Source organism: Stenotrophomonas sp. B1-1 (assembly GCF_010894375.1).
GTDB lineage: Bacteria > Pseudomonadota > Gammaproteobacteria > Xanthomonadales > Xanthomonadaceae > Stenotrophomonas.
Genome location: NZ_JAAIUZ010000032.1, coordinates 1 through 19,856, shown reverse-complemented (window position 1 = coordinate 19,856; position 19,856 = coordinate 1). Strand labels below are relative to the sequence as shown.

The window sequence follows — 19,856 nt, the reverse complement described above, 5'->3', positions numbered from 1 at the left end:
GTCAGGAATCCAACAGGTGGTCGATCCGCTCCAGGTTCACCGCCAGCTGGCGCTGGCGATCCGGATTGGCATGGCACAGCAGCACGAACAGGAAATCCAGCAGCGCGTGCATGGCACTACGGTACAGCAGCTGCGCCACCTGCGGTGCGCGGTCGTGCGCGCACACCACCAGCGACGCAGCGGCGTGCGCGCGCAGCGGGTTGGCGGTGTGGCGGGTGATCGAAACGACCTTGCCGCCCATGTCCTGGAACTGCCGCGACAGGTGCGAAAGCTGGGGCAGGTGGCCGAACTCGGAAAACACCAGCAGCACATCGCCGGGCCGCGCGGCGGACAGGTTGGCCAGCAGCAGCACCGGGTCGGTGTGGGGCACCACCAGCAGGCCCAGCAGCGAAAGGCGCATGGCGAATTCGCGCGCGTACAGGCCGTCGTCGCCCAGCCCGTACACGAACAGCTTGGGCGCGCCATCGAGCATCTGCACGATGCGTTCGATTTCCTCGCGTGGATTGGCCGCGCGGGTTTCTTCCTCGGCCTGCGCCTTGCTGCGCTGCAGGGCGTCGTCCAGCCGCTGGTAGTCGTCGCCGCCTTCGGGCTCATGCGGGGCCTGCGGCGCGGTGCTGCCGGCGCGGGCCACGTCCTGGCCGATGGAATACTTCAGGTCCGGGTAGCCCTTGAAGCCCAGCTTCTGGCTGAACTTCACCACGCTGGATTGGCTGATGCCCAGCGCGCTGGCCAGCTGCTGCGAGGAGTAATCGCGCAGCAGGTGGGCGTTGTCCAGGATGAAATCGGCGATGCGGCGTTCGATGGCCGACATCTGCCCACGCTCGGCGCGGATTTTCAGCAGGGGCGGCATGGGGGGCGTCCGGGGGTTATCAAAGGCGTTGCGGTGGGTCGCGTAGAGCGGGTCATGGGGTTGGTCGGGCGGGTGGGGCTTGCAGGGGACGCCGTGAATCCGTCCATGGAGGCTTGGCCGCGCCATCCATGGCGCGGACACCCCTGCAAGCCCCACCCGCCCGACCCCGGACAGATCGCGCGCGTGCCAGCCGCGAAGGGGGTATGGGGTAGGGCAAAGGCAAAGGTAAGAGCATCCACGCATGGCGTGGATCTACTGGCGGCTGTTGCGTTGGATTTTGAATCCGCCTTGTAGCGAGCCGAGCACCGCAGGTACGGCGAGGGCGAAGAGGCGCGGGTGTCTGAGCGCAGCGAGTTCCGCGCCGTCCCTCGGCGGACCGAGGAGCGCAGGGCACCGGCGTGCGCAGCACGTCGGCTCGCGGACGGCGGAGCGTTTCTTTTGGTTACTTTTCTTTGCGCGCAAAGAAAAGTAACGCCCGACCCAGCGTCAGTTGTACGCCAATCCAGCCGCAAGGCATGAATCAACCCAGCATCTCCAGCCCGCGCACTTCGGTGATGCCCAGCCCGGGGACATCGGCAATGCTGATTTCCGATTCGTTGAAATGCACGCCGCCGCTGACCGGGTCGAACTGGCCCAGCGAAGGGCCGTCCAGGTCGACCTTGGTGATCACATCGCTCTTGGCCACGGCCAGGTGCACGGCGGCGGCCACGCTGATGCTCGATTCGATCATGCAGCCGATCATGCACGGCACGCCGTAGATGCCGGCAATGTCGGCAATGCGGATCGCGTTGGACAGGCCGCCGGTCTTCATCAGCTTGATGTTGATGATGTCCGCCGCGCGCTGCTGGATCAGGTCCATCACCTGGCTGGGGCTGAACACACTTTCATCGGCCATCACCGGGGTGTTCACCCGGTCGGTCACGTACTTCAGGCCGTTGATGTCGGCGGCCTTCACTGGCTGTTCCAGCAGTTCCAGCACCACGCCGGCCTCTTCCAGCGTGCGCATCGCGTGCACCGCCTGTTTGGCGGTCCAGCCCTGGTTGGCATCCAGGCGCAGCAGGGCGCGGCCCTGCACGGCGGTATGGATCGCCTTCACCCGCTCGATGTCCAGGCCGATGTCCTTGCCCACCTTGATCTTCAGCGATTCGAAACCGCGATCGATGGCCGACAGCGAATCGGCCACCATCTTGTCGATGTAGTCCACGCTGATGGTGATGTCGGTGGTGATGACCGGGTCGCCGCCGCCCAGCATCTGGTACAGCGGTGCGCCGTGCAGCTGCGCCCACAGGTCGTACAGGGCGATTTCCACTGCCGCCTTGGCGCTGGTGTTGCGCTCCATGGCGGTCTGCACCAGGCCGCACAGGCAGTTGAGGTTGACCACGTCCTGGCCGATCAGGCGCGGGGCGATGAAGTGGCGGATCGCTTCGATGATCGAGCCGTGGGTATCGCCGGTGATCACCGCGGTGGCCGGTGCTTCACCGTAGCCGGTGTGGCCGGTATCGGTGCGCACCAGCACCACCACGTCCTCCACGGTTTCCACCGTGCGCAGGGCGGTCTTGAACGGCGTTTTCAGCGGCACGCGCAGCATGCCCAGTTCGATGGCGGTGATCTTCATTCAGGGGTCTTGGTGCGCAGGCGTTGGATGTTGGTGATGCGGTCGATGTAGCGGACGGTGTCGCTGGCCATCATCGGCTCCAGCGGGGTGACCGAGACACCATTCAGATGGGCCTGCACGCGCTTGCCGTCGGCGCCGAACCAGCTGCCGCCGGCGGTATCGTGGATGACCCAGGTGCGGCCGTCGACGTGGCCGATGGCCATCATCACGTGGCCGGGAATGTAGACCAGGTCGCCCACCTGCAGGTTGGCCACGGCGCGGTCGCGCACGGCTTTGCTGTCCTTGTCGGTGAACGGCAGGCGGTCCAGCGCTGGGCTGACTGCCTGCGCGCTGGTATTGCGCGGCAGCAGCACGCCGAAGCTGCGGTAGATTTCCGAAACGAAGCCGCTGCAGTCGCGGGTGTCGTAGTCGTGGCCCCAGCCGTAGCGTTCGCCCAGGAACTTGAAGGCCTGCTGCAGCAGCAGGCGCGGGGTCAGCGGCAGGTAGTCGGCGGCGGTGTCCTGCGAGCGCGGCAGCAGGGCCGGCACCAGCTTCAGGCTTCCGTCGGCTTCGCGCACCGGCAGCTGCACCACCCACGCGGCATGCGCCTGCTGGCCGTTCACCGCGGTGGCGGCCGGCCAGTCGGCCAGCACCGGCAGGCGCACGCCCATGTCCAGCTGCAGGCGCGATACGCGCGGTTCTTCCGGGGTGTAGGCGGTATGGGCGACCGCGCCGGTCACGATGCGGTACGGGCCCTGCGTGGCATAGCCGAGCACGCTGGCCTTCTCGCCGGTGGCTACGGCTTCGGCTTCGATCCAGGCGCTGTAGCGTTCGCTGTGCACGAACAGCCAGCGGCCATCGGCACTGCGGTGCACGACGGCCACCTTGTCACCAGGGAACAGCGCCGATTCCTGGAAGCGATCGATATCGGTATCGCCGCGGCTGCTGAAAACGCGTTGGCGGGTGGGGAAGGTACGCAGTGCGGCGCGCTTCACCACCAGACCATAGGCCGGGCTGACCTGCGCCGGCACGCCCTGCAGGCCCAGGTTGGCTTCGATCGCGCTGCGCTGGGCCGGGGCGATGTCCTGGCCGGCGTCGTTGTACAGCGCACGCGTCGGCCACTGCGACAGGGCGGTGATGCTGGCGCGTACCTGCTGCGCCGAAAGCTGCGCGGGCAGCGCGGCGATATCCTGGATGTGGGCATCCTGCGCACGCATGCGCGCGTTCTGCGCCTGGATCTGCGCGCGGTCCAGGATCGGTGCATCGGCGTTGTCCAGCCGCGCGGCCCAGTAGTCCGGGGTCAGGTAGGCCTCGTGCAGCCCGATCACATACGGCAGCGCTGCGCCGGGATCGGGTGCGGCCTGTGCGAAGACCGGCGTGGCCAGCAGGCACAGGGCCAGGGACCAGCGGCGCCAGGTGCCACGGCGCGGTTTGCGGGAAGCCAGGATCATGCGCTGCACACCCTCCTCGAATGCCTGTAGGAATATTTATTCCTTTCGACAGCGAAAGCAAGAATAAATTATTGACCACCCCTGCCGCCCGTGTTACACAGCCGTTACCACCCGCGCTGGGGAAGTGTCGCTGTGGAATCCGTCGTTCGCAAACCGCGTCTGCCTGTTGCCGCCGGCCTGGGTGCCGCGCTGCTGCTGTGGGCGTGCGCGGCTGCGGCGGTACCGTCGTCTGGCGCCCGCCTGTTGCAGGTGATCGATGCCGTCGACGCCGGCCACTTCGCGCAGGCGCGGGCGTTGATCGCGCAAGCGCCCGGCACGGCGGAACTGCAGTTCCAGGACGAGCGCATGCGCCGCATCCGTCTGGATTTCAGCCTGGACCGCGATGCCGCACAGGCGGCCGTGCGCCGTTGGATTCCCGACCTGACCGACGAAGAATTCGCGCGCTGGGACCAGCGCGGGCTGATTGAGCACCTGGATATCGACGGTACCCGCTGGTACTTCAAGCGCGCGCCGTCGAATCTGTTCCTGCTCAGTGATGAAGCGCGTGCGCGCCGCCGTGCCGATGCCCCGCTGCCAGCGCCCGGCCCCAATGAAGTGCTGAACGCGCATCACCAGCAGGTGCTGGCTGCGGCCGCGCGCACCGGCAATGCCTCGGTGCTGCCGCAGCGCATTGCATTCACCCAGTCGCTGACGGTGAAGGCCGATGCGGTGCCGGCCGGCGAAACCGTGCGCGCGTGGATTCCGTACCCGCGCGAAATTGCCGGCCAGCAGGAACAGCTGCAATGGCTGGGCAGCACGCCAGCCAACGCGCAGGTAGCGCCGGCCAGCAGCCTGCAGCGCACGGCGTACATGGAAACCAAGGCCGTGGCCGGGCAGCCGACCCGCTTCGAAATCCGCTACGCGCTGACGATCTTCGCGCGGCATACGGCCATCGATCCGGCGCGGGTGCAGGCTACGCCTGCCGACCCCGCGCTGCAGCCGTACCTGGCCGAGCAGGTGCCGCATGTGCAGTTCACCCCGGCGCTGAAGCTGTTCTCCGACCAGGTGCTGCAGGGCGAAACGCGGCCGCATGAAGTGGTACGCAGGCTGTTCGCCGCGGTCGATCGCATTCCCTGGGCCGGTGCGCGTGAGTACTCCACGCTCAGCAACATCAGCGATTACGCGCTGCGCGCCGGCCATGCCGACTGCGGCCAGCAGACGCTGCTGCTGATCGCCCTGCTGCGCATGAACGGCATTCCTGCGCGCTGGCAGTCGGGCATGGTGTTTTCAGACGATGGCAGCGGCTACAACAACCTGCACGATTGGGGGCAGGTGTACCTGGCGCCGTATGGCTGGCTGCCCATGGACGTGACCACCGGCGCGCTGGCCAGCGATGTGCCTGCGCTGCGCGACTTCTACCTGGGTGGCCAGGACGGCTACCGCATCGCCTTCAACGATGATTTCGGCCAGCCCCTGGTGCCGGCCAAACAGCATTACCGCTCGGAAACGGTCGACTCGCAGCGCGGCGAGGCCGAGTGGGCAGGCGGCAACCTGTACTTCGACCAGTGGAGCTATGACCTCCAGTGGCAGGTACTGCCCGCCAGGCAACCCCAGCGCGACATCCGCTAGATCCATTCCACACCATTCAATTCTTGCAGGAGAGAGCAGGGGATGAAGGCTTACAGCATCAAGCGGGCGGCGTTGAGCGTCGCCCTGGGCGCGTGTCTGGGCGTGATCGCGCCGGGCATCGCATTCGCACAGAACGTGACCGGCGCGGTGGCCGGCCGGGCCAGTGCCGGTGACCAGATCACCGTGGTCAGCAGCAGCACCGGCCTGACCCGCACGGTGACGGTGGGCGCCGATGGCAGCTACCGCCTGGGCCAGCTGCCGGTGGGCGACTACCAGCTGCAGTTGAGCCGCGATGGGCAGACCCTGGGCGAGCAGGTGGCGGTGAGCGTGGCGGTGGGCGGCACCACCACGGTGAACCTGGCCAGCGGTGGCGGCGTGACCAACCTGGATGCATTGCAGGTGCGCGGCACGCGCGTGGTCAACCGCGTGGATGTCTATTCCACCGAAACCTCGTTCAACATCAACCGCCAGGAGATCTCGCGGCTGCCGGTGGCGCAGGACCTGTCGGCGGTGGCGCTGATGGCGCCGGGCGTGGTGGGCGGCAATTCCTCGTTCGGTGGGCTGTCCTTCGCCGGTTCGTCGGTGGCTGAAAACGCGGTGTTCATCAACGGCCTGAACGTGACCGACATGTACACCCGGCGCGGCTTCAGCACCGCGCCGTTCGCGTTCTTCAACGAATTCCAGGTCAAGACCGGTGGCTATTCGGTGGAGTTCGGTCGTTCCACCGGCGGTGTCATCAATGCGGTCACCCGCTCGGGCAGCAACGAATTCAAGGGCGGCGTGGAAGTGACCGCCGAACCCAGCGCCTGGCGCTCCAGCGCGGGCGACCACTTCCACCGCGATGGCAGCGCGCATTCCTATGGCAGCCGTGACAACAATTCGTTCCTGAAGACCAACGTCTGGGGCTCGGGCCCGATCATCAAGGACAAGCTGTTCCTGTTCGCCATGTACGAAGACCGCAGCGACAAGGGCCACAACACCTCGTCCGATGGCAGTACGTGGTTCAAGAATGATTCCGGCAATGGCTTCTGGGGCGCCAAGCTGGACTGGAACATCAACGACAACCACAGCCTGGCCCTGCTGGCGTTTTCCGACGAAGGCGACGTGACCAACGCGTCCTATGGCTACGACTGGGACGAGGACGAGATCGGCGCCTGGGGCGGCGATTCGGTAACCGAAACCGGTGGCAAGAACTGGTCGGCCACCTATACCGGCCACTTCGGCCAGAACTTCACTGCCCGCGCCATGGTGGGGCAGAACAACCAGCGTGCGTTCACCAATTCGTCGCTGGACCAGGCCTGCAGCCCGGTGTTCACCGACAGCACCTACGGCACCCGCCTGTACAAGCTGCAGGGCCTGCGCGCCGGCTGCCATCCCACCGGTACCGCGGTGGCCGAGCGTGATGACACCCGCGATGTGGCGCGCCTGGATTTTGAATGGCAACTGGGCGACCACCTGCTGCGCTTCGGCGTGGACCGCGAACTGATGACCACCGATCAGTCCACCCGCTACCCCGGCCCCACCGCGCTGAGCTATACCGCCTACGTGGCGCGCCCCGGCGATGAGGTATGGGACGGCGCCAATGCCTACGTGCCGGCCGGCGTGACCGAGATGCTGCGTGCACGCAACCGTCAGTCCGGTGGCAAGTTCGAAACCGAAGCCAATGCCTTCTACCTGGAAGACATCTGGAACGTCACCCCGAACCTGATGCTGAACCTGGGCGTGCGCTGGGACCGCTTCGAGAACCGCACCGCGCAGGGCAATGCCTTCATCAAGATGGACGACCTGGTGGCGCCGCGCGTGGGCTTCTCGTGGGACATGCGCGGTGATGGCAGCACCAAGCTGTTCGGCAACGCCGGCCGCTACTACCTGCCGGTCACCAACAACATCAACGTCAACTTCGCCGGCGGCCTGACCGACGAATACAGCTACTACGTGCTGGAAGGCTGGCAGCAGCAGACCTCGCCTACCGGCTCGGCGTACATGGCGCCGATCATCGGCCAGCAGATCGGCCCGACCGATACGCGCATGAACACCGGCGGCGCCGACCTGCGGCAGAGCGTGGACAAGGACCTGAAGGCGGTCTACCAGGACGAGTACATCCTGGGCTTCCAGAGCATGATCAACCAGGCCTGGTCGTGGGGCGTGAACGCCACCTACCGGCGCATGACCCGCGCACTGGATGACATCCGCATCAACTACACCCCGTGCGGGCCGACCCCCAGCACCCTGTGGCCGATCGCCAACCCCGGCGAATCGCTGACGATCTGGGGCGATTCCAGCATTGGCTGCGCGCAGGAAGGCTGGATCACCATCGATACCGCCAACAGCGGCTACCGCAAGGGCGGCAGCGGCGAGGTGATCGGCTATTCCAAGCCCAAGCGCACCTACAAGGGGCTGGAGTTCCAGATCGACCGTGCCTGGGACGAGAAGTGGCTGTTCAACGCTTCGTACCTGTGGTCCAAGAGCGAAGGCAACTTCGAAGGCCCGGTGAATTCGGACACCAACTACGGCGACACCGGCATGGTGCAGTTCTGGGACCACCCGGCCACCAACGAACGCTATGGCGTGCTGTTCAATGATTTCCGCCACCAGTTCAAGCTGCGCGCGGCGTATGCGCTGAACAAGCAGTGGTCGTTCGGCACCACGCTGCAGGTGCAGTCCGGTGGCCCGATCACCGCCTATGGCGTGATGTGGCCCAACGACAGCATCGCCGGCGGCAGCACCTCCAGCGAGGGCAGCGGCGGCGGCACCGGCTGGCTGTGCATGGCCAACTGTTCCGGGCCGTATGACCAGCGCCAGTTCGAGTACAGCCCGCGCGGTGCGTTCGGCCGCCTGCCGTGGACCTGGACGCTGGGTGCCAACGTGACCTGGCGCTTGCCGGTGGAGGGCATCGACCTGAGCGCGCGGCTGTCGGTGTACAACCTGTTCAACAATCAGGAAACCATCAACGTGCACCAGCGCTACGAAGCCCAGCCGGGCGTGTACCGCGAAGCCACCTTCGGCACGGGCACGCGCTGGCAGGCTCCGCGCTACACCCAGCTGGTGGTGACGTGGAACTTCTGAGCCGCCCCGCCGGCGCGCGCCCGGTAGCGTCGAGCTTGCTCGACTGCGCTTCGCAGGGTACGCGACACCGCGTGCGGGGCCGTTGCCGGCGTTACGCCGGCATGGCCCTGCTGGCACTGGCACCGGCAGTCCACGCACAGGCCACCAGCACCGCATCCATCGATGCCGACGTAGCCGCCGTGGTCCAGCACGAGCACCTGCCGGGCATCGCCCTGGCCGTGGTGGAAGACGGCCGCGTGGCCTACCGCTACGTCCAGGGCGCACGCGGCGATGGTGGACGCATCGACGAAGACACGCTGTTCAAGATCGCGTCCAACAGCAAGGCCATGACCGCCGCCCTGCTGGCCCGCTTGGTGCAGCAGGGAAAACTGCGCTGGGATGACCCGGTGCGCAGGTACCTGCCTGCCTTCCGCATGCATGACCCCTGGGTAGGCGAGCACATGCAGGTGCGCGACCTGCTGATCCACAACAGCGGCCTTGGCCTGGGTGCGGGCGACCTGATGCTGTGGCCCGAGCCCAATGCCTACACCCGCGCCGACATCATCGCCGGGCTGGGCCACCTGAAACCGGTCAGCAGCTTCCGCAGTGGCTATGCCTACGACAACCTAATGTATGTGGTGGCCGGCGAAGTGGCCGCCGCCGCCGGCGGCAAGCCCTATGACCAGCTGCTGCGCGAACAGGTGTTCCAGCCGCTGGGCATGCGGCGCTGCCAGGTGGGTGCGTGGTCGGTGACGCGCGTGGGCAACGTGGCGCAGCCGCATGCCGTTCGCGATGGGCAACCGGTGGTGGTCAACGCCGATGGCGCGCGCAGCCCTGACCTGACCTCGATGGCCGCCGGTGGCATCCGCTGTTCGCTGGCTGACATGACCCGCTGGATGCAGGTGCTGCTGGACCCGGCGCTGGTGCCCGATTGGCTGGGCAGCGAGCAGCGGCGCACATTGTGGACCCTGCACATGCCCATGCCGCTGGGCGAACGCCAGCGCCGTTGGGACAACGCGCACTTCTACGGTTATGGCTATGGCTGGCGGGTGTCAGACATGGACGGGCAGTGGAAGGTGGCGCACACCGGCACCCTGTCGGGCATGTATTCCTCGCTGGCACTGCTGCCCGACCGCAAGGTGGGCGTGGTGATGCTGATCAACGGCGAAGGCGAGGATGCACGCACCGCGCTGATGCAGTCGATGTTGAAGGGCTACACCGCGCCCGAGCAGGCCGCCTCTGCCATGAGCTATCTGGCCGAACTGGCCGCCGATCGCGCGGTGCGTGCGGCCAGCGCTGGCGGGCGGCCCTCCACCGCCGGCGCGCGCGCGGCTACGTCTGACGACCTGGCGCGCTGGCAGGGCCGCTATCGTGATCCCTGGCTGGGCAATGCGTCCCTCTGCTCCGGGCCGAAGGGGCTGCGCTTTGCCGTGGAAAAATCACCGAAGCTGCAGGCCAGCGTGCAGCAGGTGCAAGGGCGCTGGCTGCTGCACTGGGATACGCTGGGTGCGCAGGCACAGGCATGGCTGCAGCCGGGCGACGGCGCGCCGCCAACGCTGGACCTGCGTGCCATCGACCCCGAGATCGACTTCAGCTATGACTTCCAGGATCTGCATTTCACTCGCACTGGCGATTGCACTGACAGCGGCGGCGACGTCCCGCGCGGCTGAGCCGCCGCGTGTTTCCACGGCCACTGATGCTGCGGCGGCGGGGCTGGTGGAGATCCGCACCGTGTCGCCGCAGATCCAGCTCGATATCCGTTATGCCGGCGCGAACAACTTCACCGGCGCCCCCGTGCCGGGCTATCAGGCGCCGGCCTGCTATCTGCTGGCACCGGTGGCGCAGGCGCTGGCGAAGGTGGAAGCCGACCTGCGCAGCGCCGGTTATGGCCTGCGCGTGTATGACTGCTACCGGCCCGTGCGGGCGGTACAGGCGTTCATGGCCTGGGTGCACGATCCGCGTGAGCAATCGCGCAAGGCCCTGCAGTATCCAGACCTGGACAAGCCGCAGCTGCTGGCCGACGGCTACATCGCCGAGCGTTCGGGCCACAGCCGTGGCGCCACCGTCGACATGGGCCTGCTGGATTGCCGCACGGGCGCGTGCGTGGTGATGGACATGGGCACCGATTTCGATTTCTTCGGCGTGCGCGCGCATACCGAAACACCGGGGCTGACCCCGGCGCAGCGCGGCAACCGCCAGCAGCTGCTGCAGGCCATGGCCCGGCACGGTTTCGCCAACTACCCGCAGGAATGGTGGCATTACACCCTGCAGCCCGAACCGGACCCCGGCACCGCCTACGACGTCCCCGTGCAGTAGATCCACGCCACGCGTGGATGGTGTTCGATGGCCGTCCAGTTGCTTCAGTCGAGCATGGCTCGACTCTACAGGGGTGCAGGGCGCAGCCCTGCCGATGGAATTACACTGGCCGCCTCTCCCCGCACGCGCGCCCGCATGAACCTTCCGCTGCACTTCGGCCTGCTTGGCACCCTGGAAGCCGGCGGCATCGCCCTGCTGGTCGGCCTGCTGATGTACCTGCTGATGCTGCGCGTGGTGCGCGGCCTGGGCGGTTCGGTGAACCAGGCCATCGGTGCTTCGTGCGTGCTGGCGGTGATCATCGGCGCCAGCATCGATATCTGGAAGCTGTTCTACATGGGCATCGTGCGGCTGGAGTCGCCGCTGTATGCGCGCATCTTCCTGTCCACCATCCACGATCCCAACGAACTGGGCAGCCGGGTGGTGCTGGAAATCGCCGGCGCGCTTGCCGGCGTGGCGCTGGGATGGATCGTGTTCAGTTCGCGGTCATCCGCGCAGAACGTCGACTGACGCAGGTTTTTCGTTGCCTGCAGGTTAAATCCGCGCGCGCTGAATGCGCGTCTTATGAGCCGCTCACTTCGCGCTAACCACTGCGCTAAAGCATGTGCATGGCGCAGTGGTTAATGCCGCGTGGTGGCGCCGGTCGCGGCGCAAAATCGATTCAGAAACGGGGTGGCAGGGTAGGTGCCGTGCGGAAACAACAGGCCGCGCAACACCACCCAAAGGAGACATCCCCTATGACGATTCGCAACCGTAAGCCCCTGATCGCCCTGGTCGTTGCTGCTGGCAGCCTGCTTACCCTTCCGGCCATGGCGCAGTCCGCCCAGCAGCAGGCCGCGCAGGCACAGAACCAGGCCGCGCAGGCCCAGCAGTCGGCGGCACAGGCCGGCCAGGCCGCTGACCAGGCCAGCAACGCGGCGGCCGCAGCGTCGGCGCAGGCCAGCGGTGGCGGTGGCGGCGGCCAGACCTGGGCCAGCATCGATACCGATGGCAACGGCACCATCAGCAAGGCCGAGGCGCAGGTGAACGCGGGCCTGGCCCAGGTGTTCGACCAGGCCGACGCCAACAAGGACGGGGAACTGAGCCCCGATGAATACAAGGCCTACGTGGCGGCCCAGCAGGGCGCCGCGGCCGGTGGCAACGCCGCGCCGGGCCGCTGATCCAACACCGTCGGGACAACCGGTGCATGGGGACCCGGGCGGCTTCGGCCGCCCGGGTTTTTTCTGCGTGCCGGGGGCCTGTATCCTTGTGCGATGAACACCTCCATGCCCGCGCCGTCGCGCGCCATCGGCCTGGTCGGTTTTGACGGTGACGATACGCTGTGGAAGAGCGAGGACTACTACCGCAAGGCCGAGCAGGATTATCTGGACCTGCTGTCGCGCTACATCGACGTGCACGACACCCGCACCGCGCGCCACCTGCTGGAAGTACAGCAGCGCAACCTGGGCGTGTTCGGTTACGGGGTGAAGGGCATGGCCCTGTCGATGATCGAAGCGGCCATCGACATCACCGGCCAGCGCATCGAAGCCAAGGACATCCAGCGCATCCTGGACATTGGCCATGACACCCTGCGCCACCCGGTCGAGCTGATCGACGGCGTGCGCGAATCGGTGGCGGCCATCGCCGAACACTACCCGGTGGTGCTGATCACCAAGGGCGATCTGTTCCACCAGGAAGCGAAGATCGATGTCGCCCGCCTGCATGATCTGTTCCCGCGCATCGAGATCGTGTCTGAGAAGGACCCGCAGACCTACGCCCGCGTGCTGGCCGAATTCGAACTGCCGATCTCGCAGTTCGTGATGGTCGGCAACTCGCTGCGTTCGGATATCGAGCCGGTGGTCACCCTGGGGGGCTGGGGCATCCATACCCCGTACGCGGTTACCTGGGCCCACGAAACCGAGCACGGCGTGGCCGAGGACGAGCCGCGCATGGTCACCGCCGATACCGCCTGGGACTGGCCGGCCGCGCTGGCCGCCATCGAGGCCAAGGCCACCGCGGCCTGACAGGGCGCAGCGGCTGCGGCAGAATCGGGGCATGAACCTGATCCTGCGCGCGCTGCTGTCGATCCTGCTACTGGTGCCGGCCACCGTGCTGGCCCAGCAGACCGCCGAACGTTCGGCGGCCTATGAAGTGAACAGCGGCGACAGCTGGCTGGATGCCCAGTTGCAGGACATCAACCATTACGCAGAGCGCTACCCCGACGCCTTCCTGGACGAAGTCTCGCGCTATGCCGACGTGCCGCGCGCCTATGTCAGCGCGCTGTTCACCGCCCATGGCTGGCAGGCCGGCGATATCTACTTCGCATGCTTCTGGGCCAAGGCCAGCGGCCAGACCTGCCGCGACAGCGTGCGTGCCTTCAGCCAGAACCCGGAAGGCGGTTGGGAAGCGGTGGTCGAGCGCATGCCGGTGAAGCCGACCAACCTGCACGTGCGCGCCGTGCGCCACGCCGTGGTGGCCAGCTTCGAGCACTGGGACCGGCCGATCACCCTCGATGCCACCCTGAAGCGCCAGCTGGGCCGGTAGCGCCGGGCCATACCCGGCGAGTGCGAACCAAGGTTCGCACCTACCAAAGCAGAGCAGTCCACCGGGCATGGCCCGGCGCTACCGATATCCGTCATGCTGCTGTGCGTCTCGCCGCGGCCGCGCGCTGCGGCGACAATAGGCATTCGCGTTGTTCCCCGTTCCCGTGATCGAGTAACCGATGAGCGCCTCTTTCGTTTCGCCTGATCTGATCCGCCGCCTGTTCGCCCAGGCCATGTCCCGCATGTACCGCACCGAAGTGCCGCTGTACGGCGCACTGGTGGACCTGGTGGAGCGCATCAACACGCAGGTTCTGGAAGAAGACCCGGCCCTGGCCGCGCAGCTGCAGCGCAACGATGAACGTGCGCGCCTGGACGAAGAGCGCCATGGCGCGATCCGCGTCGGCACGGTGCAGGAACTGGCCACCCTGTGCCGCTTGTTCGCGGTCATGGGCATGTACCCGGTGGGCTACTACGACCTGTCGGTGGCGGGCGTGCCGGTGCATTCCACCGCGTTCCGCCCACTGACGGCCGCCGCGCTGGCGCAGAACCCGTTCCGCGTGTTCACCTCGCTGCTGCGGCTGGAACTGATCGAAGACGCTACCCTGCGCGCCGAATCCGCGCGCATCCTCGAGCGCCGCCGCATCTTCACCGACGGCGCGCTGGCGCTGATCGACCAGGCCGAGCGTGACGGTGGCCTGTCGCAGGCCGATGCCGAACGCTTCGTGGCCGAAGCGCTGGAAACCTTCCGCTGGCACGGCGATGCCACCGTGGATCTGCCCACCTACCACGCCCTGCACAACGCGCACCGGCTGGTGGCCGACGTGGTCAGCTTCCGTGGCCCACATATCAACCACCTGACCCCGCGCACGCTGGATATCGATGCGGCGCAGGGCGCGATGATCGAACAGGGCATGGCCGCCAAGGCGGTGATCGAGGGCCCGCCGCGCCGCGCCTGCCCGATCCTGCTGCGGCAGACCAGCTTCAAGGCACTGGAAGAGGCCGTGCATTTCCCGGATGCGGAAGGCGGCGACGCCGGCACCCACACCGCGCGCTTCGGCGAGATCGAGCAGCGCGGCCTGGCCCTGACCCCGAAGGGCCGCGCGCTGTACGACCAGCTGCTGGCGCAGGCGCGCGACGCTGGCGGTGCCGGCAGCACCGGCGGCGACTACGGCCAGCGCCTGCAGGCGGTGTTCGCCAGCTTCCCCGACGACCATGACACCCTGCGCCAGGAAGGCCTGGGCTACTACCGTTACCAGCTGACCGAGGCCGGGCGTGCTGCGCCGGAGCGCGTGGCCGATCTACCGGCCGAAGTGCTGGTGGCGGCGGGCCTGGCCACGGCCGACCCGATCGTCTACGAAGATTTCCTGCCGGTCAGCGCCGCGGGCATCTTCCAGTCGAACCTGGGCGGCGAGGAACAGCGCGCCTATGCCGCGCACGCCAACCGCGAGGCCTTCGAGCAGGCGCTGGGCGTGGCGGTGAATGACGAATTCGAGATCTACGAGCGCCTGCAGGCCGAATCGCTGGCGGCGCTGCGCGGTTGATGCAGGGCAACCGCCGGGCATGGCCCGGCGCTACCGCTCCCTGTAGAGCCGAGCCATGCTCGGCTGTACGGAAAAACAGTCGAGCATGGCTCGACGCTACATACCCTTCATCGTGCCGGTATCCAGCCAACGCTGGTGCCACGACAGCGCCTCGGGCAGCAGGTGCGGGGTGTGCTTGCCGTAGCTTTCGCGGCTGGCACGGTCGAAGTAATCCTGCAGCTGCGGGCGGAAATCCGGGTGCGCGCAGTTGTCGATCAGCACCTGCGCGCGCTTGCGCGGGGTCAGCCCACGCAGGTCGGCCAGGCCCTGTTCGGTCACGATCACCGATACGTCGTGCTCGGTGTGGTCCACGTGGCTGGCCATCGGCACGATTGCCGAAATGCTGCCGTTCTTCGCCGTGGACGGGCTCAGGAACGCCGACAGGAAGCCATTGCGGGCGAAATCACCCGAACCGCCAATGCCGTTCATGATGCGCGTGCCCATCACGTGGGTGGAATTCACGTTGCCGTAGATATCCACCTCGATCATGCCGTTCATGCCGATGCAGCCCAGGCGGCGCACCAGTTCGGGGTGGTTGGAGATTTCCTGCGTGCGCATGATGATGCGCTCGCGGTAGAAATCGATGTGTTCCTTGAACGTTTCGTTGGCCTGCGGGCTGAGAGCAAAACCGGTGCACGAGGCATAGCTCAGCACCCCGTCGCGCAACAGGTCCAGCATGCCGTCCTGGATCACTTCGGTGAACGCGGCCAGGTCGCGGAAACCGCTCTTGGCCAGGCCGGCCAGCACGGCGTTGGGAATATTGCCCACGCCCGACTGCAGCGGCAGCAGGTTCGGCGGCAGCCGGCCCTTCTTCACTTCGTGCTTCAGGAATTCGATCAGGTGCGAGGCGATCTGTTCGCTGGTGCCATCGATCGGGCTGAACGGGCTGTTGCGGTCCGGGCCGTTGGTGCGCACCACGGCCACGATCTTGTCCGGGTCGCAGCGCAGCGCGGTATCGCCAATGCGGTCGTTGGCGTTCACCAGCGGAATCGGCTTGCGGTGCGGCGGCAGGGCGGTGCCGTAGTAGATGTCATGCATGCCATCCACGCCGGCCGGCTGCCACTCGTTCACCTCGACGATCACCTTCTTCGCCAGGTCCAGCCAGGTCTTGTTGTTGCCCACCGAAGTGGACGGCACCAGCGAACCGTCTTCGCGGATGGCCGACACTTCGATCACCGCGGTGTCGATCTCGCCGTAGAAACCGAACCACACGTGCTGGGCCACGTGGCTCAGGTGGATGTCGATGTAATCCAGCTTGCCCTCGTTGATGCGGTTGCGCGCATCCGGGTCGCTCTGGAAGGGCATGCGCATGGCGATGCCATCGGCCTTGGCCAGCGCGCCATCCAGCTCCGGCGCGGTGGAGGCGCCGGTCATCAGCTTGATCTGGAAGGGATTGCCCTGGGCGTGCACCGCTTCGATGCGGCGGGCCAGTTCCACGGGAACGGCCTTGGGGTAACCGGAGCCGGTGAAGCCGCTCATGGCCACGGTTTCACCGGGCTGGATCAGCGCGGCTGCGGCCTCGGCAGAGACCACGCGGTCACGAAGACGCGCGTTGGCGATGCGATCAACAGACATGACGACAGTGTTTCTGGGGGGAAAGCTCGATTATCGGCCATCCCCCCCGGTACGGGGCGTTCTACCTTCGTGGAATGGCTTTTCCGGGGCCGTGGCTACCATACCCAGCAGTTTTGTTTTGCAGTGCAGCGTGCATTGTCCGCCCGCAGCCCGCACGATGGCCCTGCATCCCGACGTGGGGGAGGGAGCAGAGCCCGCTGGCAGTTCGCTGCAAGCGGGCTTTTTTATTGCCCAACGCCCAAGCTGAATACGCAGGGGCGGGGTCGGATCCTTTTGCCAACGGCAAACGGCTCCGACCCCACCGCAACCCTCGTCCCCTTGGGGTCAGAGCCCTTTGCCGCCGGCAAAGGGATCCGACCCCGCTGCCATGCCAGCCGTTGGCAAAGACATCCGGCCCCGCGAGAATCGGGGCATGACCGTTGCCCCCGCCGAAGTGCCCGCTTCCCTGCAGCCCCTGGTAAATCGCGCCCTGGCGCGCCTGGCCCAGGCCGTGCCCGAGCCCATCGCCGCCGAACGGCTGCCGTTCCTGGCGCAGCTGGCCGTGGCCAGCGATTTCGCCCTGGACACCCTGGTGCGCCAACCCAGCCTGCTGGCCCAGCTGGCCGCGCCGGGCTGTCCGCCAGTGCCGGCGCCGGTGCTCGACCCGCTGCAACCCAGCGACTGGTCGGCGCAGCTGCGGCGCTGGCGCACCGCCATGTCCACCCGGCTGATCTGGCGCGATCTGGCCGGCCTGGACGACGTGCCGCAGACCCTGGCCGGCGCCACCGTGCTGGCCGAAGACTGCCTGCGCCTGGCCCTGCAGGCGCTGCAGCAGGAATTCGCCCAGCGCCACGGCGTGGTGCGCGATGCCGATGGCCAGCCGCTGCAGCTGGTGGTGTTCGGCCTGGGCAAGCTGGGCGGCGGCGAACTCAACTTCAGTTCGGATATCGACCTGGTCTACGCCTACCCGCACGGCGGCGAATCGGACGGCCCGCGCCCGCTGGCCGCCGAGGAATACTTCGCCCGCCTCGGCCAGCGCCTGGCCAAGCTGCTGGACGACACCACCGTCGATGGCTTCAGCCACCGCGTGGACCTGCGCCTGCGCCCGTTTGGCAGCGCCGGCCGCGTCGCGCTGTCATTCGCTGCCATGGACCAGTATTTCCAGCGCGAAGGTCGCGACTGGGAACGCTACGCTTGGCTGAAGGCGCGCACCGTGGCCGGCGATATCGCCGCCGGCGAAGCCTGGCTGCAGAGCCTGCGCCCGTTCGTGTACCGGCGTTACCTGGATTTCACCGCGCTGGACGGCCTGCGAGAGATGAAGGCAGCGATCACCGCCGAAGTCGCCCGGCGCGAGCTGCACGAAGACATCAAGCGCGGCGCCGGTGGCATCCGCGAAATCGAATTCCTGTGCCAGGCGTTGCAGTTGATCCGCGGTGGCCGCGAACCGGTGCTGCGCGAGCGCCGCCTGCTGGTGGCGCTGCAGGCGCTGGTGAGCGCCGGGCAGATTGCCCCGGACGATGGCGCGGCGTTGCGCGAGGCCTACCTGTTCCTGCGCCGGCTGGAAAACCGCCTGCAGATGCTGCGCGACGCCCAGACCCACGTGCTGCCCAGCGACCCGCTGGACCGCCAGCGCATCGCTGCGGGCCTGGGCTACCCGCATTGGGACGCACTGTGCGCCGCGCTGGCCGAACAGCAGCAGCGGGTCAGTACCGAATTCGCTGCGTTGCTGGCGCCGCGCCAGGGCCAGGCCGCGCCCGATGCGCTGGCCAGTTACTGGCGCAGCCTGCCCGAGGGCAGCAATGCGGAACTGCTGGCCGAGGCCGGTTTCTTCGATGCCAACGGCGCCGACCAGTCGCTGCGCGATTTCGCCCAGAGCGCCGGGGTGAAGGCGCTCTCTGACAACGCCCGTGCGCGCCTGGATCGCGTGCTGCCGGCGCTGCTGCATGCCGCCACCCGTTCGCCGCAGCCCGATGCCGCGCTGAAGCGCGTGCTGGGCCTGCTGCAGGCGGTCCTGCGCCGCACCAGCTACCTGGCACTGCTGGACGAACAACCCAGCGCACTGGCGCGGCTGGTGGATGTGCTGGCGCGCAGCGCGCTGCTGGCCGAACGCCTGGCCGCCTACCCGCTGCTGCTGGACGAACTGCTGGATGTGCGCGTGTCCGGGCCGATGCCCGCCTTCACCGGCATGCTGGCCGAATGCCGGCAGGTGCTGCCGGTGGAAGACCCCGAATCGCAGCTGCGCTGGTTGAACGAAACGCGCCTGGCGCTCAGCTTCCGTATGGCCATGGCCACGCTGGACGGCCGCCAGGGCGCGGTGGACAGCACCCGGCAACTGGCCGAGCTGGCGCAGGCGGTGGTGATGACCGTGCTGGCCCTGGCCGAGGCTGACATGCACGCCGCCCACGGGCAGGTGCCCGGCGGGCGCTTTGCCATCATCGGCTACGGCAGCCTGGGCGGGCTGGAACTGGGCTTCGGTTCCGATCTGGACCTGGTGTTCCTGCACGACCACCCGGCCGGCGTGGAAACCAGCGATGGCCCGCGCCCGCTGGAACCGGGGCGCTGGTACGCGCGCCTGGCGCAGAAGGTGATGGCGCTGCTGGGTGCGGTTACCGCCGCCGGCCGCCTGTACGACATCGACGTGCGCCTGCGCCCCGACGGCGGCAAGGGCTCACTGGTGTCCTCGCTGGCCAGCTACACCGAATACCAGCGCGAACGCGCGTGGACCTGGGAACACCAGGCGTTGGTGCGCGCGCGCGGCGTGGCCGGCGATGCCAGCCTGCTGGCCGATTTCGAACAGGTGCGCGCACAGACCCTGGGCCGCGTGCGCGACCCGGACACCCTGTATGCCGACGTGCTGAAGATGCGTGGACGCATGCGCAGCGAAGTGGACCGCAGCGATGCCGGCCGCTTCGACCTGAAGCAGGGGCGCGGTGGCGTGGTGGATCTGGAATTCCTGCTGCAGACCGGCGTACTGGCGCGCAGCGCACAGCAGCCCGCGCTGCTGCAGCCGCGCGACACGCCCTCGCTGATTGATGCACTGGCCGCGGCGGCGTTCCTGCCTGGCGATACCGCGCAGCAACTGCAGGGCGCGCATGCCGCGCTGCTGGATGTCGGCCTGGCCTGCACGCTGGATCGCCGCCCACGCCTGGCCCCGCCCACCCCCGCGATAGAAGACGCCTGCAGCGTGATTACCGCCGCGTGCGTGGCCGCCGGATTGCCGTTCGCGTGATGCGCGGCCGGCCGGGAGGCCGCTATGGGGAACCCGTGCTTGGTAGGTGCCAACCTTGGTTGGCACACGCGGAACCCGCAGGCCAACCAAGGTTGGCCACTACCGGGTCA

At 67.5% G+C, this 19,856-nt stretch carries 14 protein-coding genes; 10 read left to right on the top strand and 4 right to left on the bottom strand.

Annotated elements, in window-relative coordinates; all coding sequences use genetic code 11:
• Position 1: 1 nt before the first annotated feature.
• The 3 genes from G4G00_RS20445 to G4G00_RS20435 form a co-directional block, all read right to left on the bottom strand.
• A complete protein-coding gene (locus G4G00_RS20445; RefSeq protein ID WP_164276172.1) occupies positions 2–850 on the bottom strand; it encodes a MurR/RpiR family transcriptional regulator in 849 nt (282 codons plus the stop codon).
• Positions 851–1,370: 520 nt separating this feature from the next.
• Positions 1,371–2,465, bottom strand: coding sequence for a dipeptide epimerase (locus G4G00_RS20440; RefSeq protein ID WP_164276169.1), 1,095 nt, complete (start codon positions 2,463–2,465; stop codon positions 1,371–1,373).
• Positions 2,462–3,895 carry an SH3 domain-containing protein gene (locus G4G00_RS20435; protein WP_164276166.1) on the bottom strand — a complete coding sequence of 478 codons (1,434 nt, stop codon included), beginning with the start codon at positions 3,893–3,895 and terminating at the stop codon, positions 2,462–2,464. Before G4G00_RS20435 ends, G4G00_RS20440 begins: the two co-directional genes overlap by 4 nt.
• A 132-nt stretch (positions 3,896–4,027) precedes the next feature.
• On the opposite strand from G4G00_RS20435, the gene G4G00_RS20430 reads away from it, so the two are divergent.
• From G4G00_RS20430 to G4G00_RS20390, 9 genes are all read left to right on the top strand, one after another.
• Positions 4,028–5,503: a transglutaminase-like domain-containing protein gene (locus G4G00_RS20430; RefSeq protein ID WP_164276163.1), complete on the top strand. Its 1,476-nt coding sequence runs from the start codon at positions 4,028–4,030 to the stop codon at positions 5,501–5,503.
• Positions 5,504–5,545: 42 nt separating this feature from the next.
• Positions 5,546–8,569 (top strand): TonB-dependent receptor, encoded by a 3,024-nt coding sequence (locus G4G00_RS20425; RefSeq protein ID WP_164276160.1) that lies wholly within the window; start codon positions 5,546–5,548, stop codon positions 8,567–8,569.
• A gap of 101 nt (positions 8,570–8,670) precedes the next feature.
• On the top strand, positions 8,671–10,218 hold the full coding sequence (locus tag G4G00_RS20420) for a serine hydrolase domain-containing protein (protein ID WP_164276157.1): 1,548 nt from the start codon (positions 8,671–8,673) through the stop codon (positions 10,216–10,218).
• On the top strand, positions 10,145–10,864 hold the full coding sequence (locus G4G00_RS20415) for a M15 family metallopeptidase (protein ID WP_164276154.1): 720 nt from the start codon (positions 10,145–10,147) through the stop codon (positions 10,862–10,864). Before G4G00_RS20420 ends, G4G00_RS20415 begins: the two co-directional genes overlap by 74 nt.
• Before the next feature lie 135 nt (positions 10,865–10,999).
• On the top strand, positions 11,000–11,371 hold the full coding sequence (locus G4G00_RS20410) for a hypothetical protein (protein ID WP_164276151.1): 372 nt from the start codon (positions 11,000–11,002) through the stop codon (positions 11,369–11,371).
• Between the two features lie 227 nt (positions 11,372–11,598).
• Positions 11,599–12,021, top strand: coding sequence for an EF-hand domain-containing protein (locus G4G00_RS20405; protein WP_108748269.1), 423 nt, complete (start codon positions 11,599–11,601; stop codon positions 12,019–12,021).
• Between the two features lie 93 nt (positions 12,022–12,114).
• Positions 12,115–12,864 (top strand): HAD family hydrolase, encoded by a 750-nt coding sequence (locus G4G00_RS20400; protein ID WP_108751964.1) that lies wholly within the window; start codon positions 12,115–12,117, stop codon positions 12,862–12,864.
• 31 nt (positions 12,865–12,895) lie between these two features.
• Positions 12,896–13,384: a hypothetical protein gene (locus tag G4G00_RS20395; protein ID WP_108751965.1), complete on the top strand. Its 489-nt coding sequence runs from the start codon at positions 12,896–12,898 to the stop codon at positions 13,382–13,384.
• 178 nt (positions 13,385–13,562) lie between these two features.
• Positions 13,563–14,924 carry a VOC family protein gene (locus tag G4G00_RS20390; RefSeq protein WP_164276148.1) on the top strand — a complete coding sequence of 454 codons (1,362 nt, stop codon included), beginning with the start codon at positions 13,563–13,565 and terminating at the stop codon, positions 14,922–14,924.
• 96 nt (positions 14,925–15,020) lie between these two features.
• Here the strand turns inward: G4G00_RS20390 and G4G00_RS20385 are convergent, their stop codons facing one another.
• Positions 15,021–16,538, bottom strand: coding sequence for an acetyl-CoA hydrolase/transferase family protein (locus tag G4G00_RS20385; protein WP_164276145.1), 1,518 nt, complete (start codon positions 16,536–16,538; stop codon positions 15,021–15,023).
• 412 nt (positions 16,539–16,950) lie between these two features.
• On the opposite strand from G4G00_RS20385, the gene glnE reads away from it, so the two are divergent.
• Positions 16,951–19,746, top strand: a complete 2,796-nt coding sequence (gene glnE, locus G4G00_RS20380) for a bifunctional [glutamate--ammonia ligase]-adenylyl-L-tyrosine phosphorylase/[glutamate--ammonia-ligase] adenylyltransferase (protein ID WP_164276141.1) — start codon at positions 16,951–16,953, stop codon at positions 19,744–19,746.
• The last annotated feature ends 110 nt before the right edge of the window (positions 19,747–19,856 follow it).